4 protein-coding genes are annotated in these 4,354 nt (G+C 48.9%); 1 reads left to right on the top strand and 3 read right to left on the bottom strand.

The window, feature by feature from the left end; genetic code table 11:
- Positions 1-190: 190 nt before the first annotated feature.
- Both OEL57_RS14665 and OEL57_RS14660 read right to left on the bottom strand, forming a co-directional pair.
- Positions 191-1,204 (bottom strand): putative Ig domain-containing protein, encoded by a 1,014-nt coding sequence (locus OEL57_RS14665; protein ID WP_300741458.1) that lies wholly within the window; start codon positions 1,202-1,204, stop codon positions 191-193.
- A 77-nt stretch (positions 1,205-1,281) separates the two neighbouring features.
- Positions 1,282-1,998, bottom strand: a complete 717-nt coding sequence (locus OEL57_RS14660) for a prepilin-type N-terminal cleavage/methylation domain-containing protein (protein ID WP_300741456.1) — start codon at positions 1,996-1,998, stop codon at positions 1,282-1,284.
- Between the two features lie 228 nt (positions 1,999-2,226).
- Between OEL57_RS14660 and OEL57_RS14655 the strand changes: the two genes are divergently transcribed.
- On the top strand, positions 2,227-3,270 hold the full coding sequence (locus tag OEL57_RS14655) for a tetratricopeptide repeat protein (RefSeq protein WP_300741454.1): 1,044 nt from the start codon (positions 2,227-2,229) through the stop codon (positions 3,268-3,270).
- A gap of 9 nt (positions 3,271-3,279) precedes the next feature.
- On the opposite strand, the gene OEL57_RS14650 is transcribed toward OEL57_RS14655, so the two are convergent.
- Positions 3,280-4,203, bottom strand: a complete 924-nt coding sequence (locus OEL57_RS14650; protein WP_300741453.1) for an ExeA family protein — start codon at positions 4,201-4,203, stop codon at positions 3,280-3,282.
- Positions 4,204-4,354 lie beyond the last annotated feature (151 nt).

Genomic DNA, 4,354 nt, shown 5'->3' with positions numbered 1-4,354 from the left:
CCATTCGCCACCGACCAACTGACAATGGCGTCAACCGACTTTTCCTGTCCTGCCTTTGTTTCAACCGTCTTGCCCAGCAATATTTTTTGTCCCAGCATCATATAGCCTGCGCTGATCAAGCCTATAATGACAAAAAGCAGAAGAATCAGTGGCAGCATGGTGAAGCCGCGGGATGTCCGTAAGGATGTCATCAGGGATTCACGGTGAGGACAAATGTTTTTGATGCAATGTTATCGTTTGAACTTGCCGTGTCATTGTTATCACGTACGTACAACGTGAAATTGTAGGCTCCCTGGCTGTTTGCGGCTGGAGTGCCTGAAATGTTGAGCGTTGGTGATAAAATCCAGCCAGCTTCAGGCAAGGGATTTATCGCATTACAGGTGTTGGGAGCAACACGAATAGCTCCGGCCAGGGCCGGAGTAAAAATAAGACCAGCAGGAAGAGGATTGGCAGAGGGCGCCTCTATACACCAGCGTAACGTTCCTGGGGTTGCTCCTCCATCAGTAACAAGGCTCAACACTGATCCCACTGTGGCATTTGGATATTGAGCAGAAACAGTGCCGGGGGGCAGTTCATTGTTCACAATTTTCAGCTGCGCCCCCTGGCAGCCGATCTTGCTACGCAGCTCATCCAGGGTAACCCAGCGGACGATGTCGTTGTGATTCATGTCTAACGTTACTCTGGCTGCAACACCTGGAGTGAATTGACGAGATATAGTAACAGCTGCATCGGTAGACGCTGTCTGAGTTGTTGCGTCATCACCTTGGCTAAAAACTACATATGCCACGTTGGACATGTCAATGTAGTCCGTACCAGATGTTGTGGCACAGTTGGCGGTTAAACACTGACGTAAGGTTATAAGAGTTGTTTTCCTACCGCAGATAGTGTCCTTTGAAGCTGCAATAAAATTTGAGTCGTACAAATAAATTAAATCTCGTCCCCAGGCATCTGTTGGGGTTTTTGCAACGCTCCTAAAACCGGTTGTTCCTGCAGTTACATCCGGCAACCTGTTATTGCTTGCCGCCCAGCTGTTAACCGATTCAACCGCGGAACCAAGAAACTCTTTGGTCTCGCGAGTTTTTGATAGGCTCATTAATGGCCCGATCATGCCCGCGCCAATACCGATCACAATGCCGATCACAACCAGCACAAGTGCCATTTCGACCAGCGTAAAGCCCCGTTTGTTTTGTACACAATTTCTCATAAGTCTCTTATATCACAATTTAACGATAAAAAAAGGGGAGCTGCAAAGCCCCCCTCTTTATTGTCTGTAAGAATAAACTAGAACGGACGGTCAAAAACCCAGACCGCGCCGGTCTGTCCGGCAATTGCCCATTGAGCGGTGTTTGCCGGTGTGTCAATAGCTCTGTTCGTCGGGTTTGAGTTGTTGAATACTGCATTTGTCCGGTTACCAAAGGCAGCGGCAAGGGCAGTGTACCCGCCTCCGTTAGTTATGGCTCTGACCCGGCCAAGGCCTGCATCTGCTGTCCCGTCAATGGCAGTGTCAAATGCCTGCAGAATAGCCATTGAGTCACTGGTTAGAGCAGTGGCGCAGTTAGCGCTTGGGCAGACATAGATCGCATTTCTTTGGCCTACTGTCGCGTTTACATAGCCAAAATAAATCCAGAATGCCTGGCCGCCGATCATGACCGGGTTTTCCGGGGCATTGGACATATTGGGGGTTGCAGCGGTTCCAACAATCTGATCAATTGATGTAGCGCCGGCAGCACGCTCGGCAGCAGGGTTACCAATAATACCATTTGAAGTGCCCACAGCAACACCGGTGGTTACGTTTGTACCGCCATCACCGGGGAAATATCCCATGCGATCCATATAGGTGTATGCTAATATGTTCCAAGTATTTGCAGTACTGATCAGTTTCTTTGAACGGGCATTTACTATCAGGTCTTGGCCCTTGACTACAGCTCCAAGGATAATACCAATAATAATTAATACTATCGCCATTTCAACCAGGGTAAAGCCTTTGTTGCTACGCATACTTAACCTCCTGCACGGTTTATTTTGTTCGTATTTAAGGTAATGATGTTATTGCCTTTCTTAAATCGGCTATTTATTTAAAAAAATCAAGTAAAATTGGGTTAAACATGGTGGTACGGGGTTTTTGTCGTCATTTGCAAAGGCTGATTCTGAATTGTATTGACTTCCTGTTGGACGGCTGCTATTCGATTTTTGATGTACATTCAATAAATTACAGGTGTATTGGATATGAGTATTCTTGCAAATTTGCTGAAAAAAAATGATCCACACCAAGAGACAGGACAAATTCCACCCGGGTTGTTACAGACGGTGTCCAGCACAGCTTCAGGAAAAAACAGTCGGCGAACCTATCTGGTTATTGGTGCAGTGGCTGTAGCTGCCATTGTTGGTGGTGGGTTGTTGATGGTCTATCTGCAAACCAGGATTTCAACCTCTCCTACATTGACACGTCCGGTTCTACCACCACAACCACAGATGGCGGTTAAGGCAGTAGACGCACCGATGCCGCAGGCGCCAGTGTCATCTTCACGAGCTGTTGCCGCAGCTGTTGTTGCTGCAGTAAAGCCGAAGGTAACGGGTATTCGGCAGACCTCTGAAAAGGGTGGTGCATCTGCCCGTCATCTGCAGGCAAGTGGAGCGAAGCATGCTGCCGTTTCGCCTGCCCCGCGGGAAACAACTGCTGTTGAGCGCAAAGCGGTGGTGAAGGATCGGTCCTCGCTGGATGCCTATCTGTTTGCTGCACGTAGTGCTGAGGCACGTCGAGATTACGGTCAAGCCATGCAGCAGTACCGTAAGGCGCTTGATGTTGATCCGCACAACTATCGCATTTTGAACAACCTTGCCAGTACCTGCCTCAGTATGGGGATGTTTGATGAGGCATTGGGGTTTGCAAACCGGGCTCTACAACTGAAGGGTGATTATGTTTCTGCGCTGGTGAACGGTGGTATCGCCCAGGGTAAGTTAGGTAATGAAAACGGTGCCCGTTCTATGCTTGGCCGTGCTGTGGCAGTTGATCCCGTTAATCGATCGGCACTGTATAATCTGGCGTTGGTACAGGAGCGTAGTGCATTGCTGGATGATGCGCTGAATAGTTATCGTCGATTGTCAGATATTGGTGATGCGCATGGGATGTTGGGAATGGCAAGGATCAGGGAACGACGTGGTGAAAATCAGGACGCGTTGCGACTGTACCGTGAAGTAACAGCTCTGCCAGACGCAGGACAACGGGTGCGCGAGGCTGCCAGGGAGCGGATTAGTGTCCTTGATCGGTAATGGTTTGCGTTAAAGGCGAATTTTAAAGACTGACAACACTGCTGCAATTACAACCAACCCAATAATTGCTCCCCAGAGTAGTTGCTTTTTCAGCGATGTATTTGGTGCTTTTCTTTCTTTTCTCATGACTTCTGCTGCAGCAATGACCACCTGTCGTTCCTGGACGCCTGGCTTTCCCTCCAGGTATGCTGCCATCAGTGCCCTTGATGCGATCAGGTTGATCAGGCGGGGGATGCCACAAGAGAGCCGGAAGATGGTGTCCAATGCTGCTTTGTCAAAGAATGTTGCGGTCTGGCCACCGGCTTTCATAAGCCGGGTGGCAAGGTAGTCGGCGGTGGCCCGTTCTGCCAAAGGTGAAAGGGCTGCTCGAACAGATATTCTCTGGTTCAACTGTCTGAACTGATCCTGCTCCATTTTATCAGCCAGTTCTGGCTGACCTACCAGTATTATCTGTACCAGTTTTTCTTTGGTTGTCTCCAGGTTTGACAGTAGCCGTAGTTCTTCCAGGGTGGCATCGGGCAGTTGCTGTGCCTCATCTACAACAATGACCACCCGCCGTCCATTTTCTGCGTGCTTTAACAGAAAATCCCTGAACTCCTTAATCATATCGTTTTTGTTGCCGGAGAGTGGAAAGATGACCCCCAAGTCATCCAGTATCGCTTGCAAAAATTCCTCAGGCGAAAGGCGTGGCGTCATGATCAGCGCAATCTCGGCCTGATCCTGCCATTTGTTGATAAATATACGCACCAAGGTGGTTTTGCCGGTGCCGGGTTCGCCGGTCAGCAGACAGAATCCTTCTCGGTTGTTCAGGGTGTAGTCCAGCGACAGCAAGGCATTGGCATGTTCGTGAGAGGGGTAGTAGTAGGCTGGATCCGGGGTAAGCCTGAATGGATCATCGTATAAGCCAAAAAAATCAAGATACGTAGCGTTCATCAGCTATCCTTTACCAACCTTGGAAACAAGGTCGTAAATCGGTAATAAAAGACCACTGATAATGACAGCAAACAGCACACCAACAACGGTGATAACCAGTGGTTCAATAATTTTGCCAAGCTTATTCGATACATCATCCATGGTATTAAGA

Source organism: Trichlorobacter sp. (assembly GCF_030247655.1).
Lineage (GTDB): Bacteria > Desulfobacterota > Desulfuromonadia > Geobacterales > Pseudopelobacteraceae > Trichlorobacter.
This window is presented reverse-complemented; position numbering and strand designations above follow the sequence as displayed.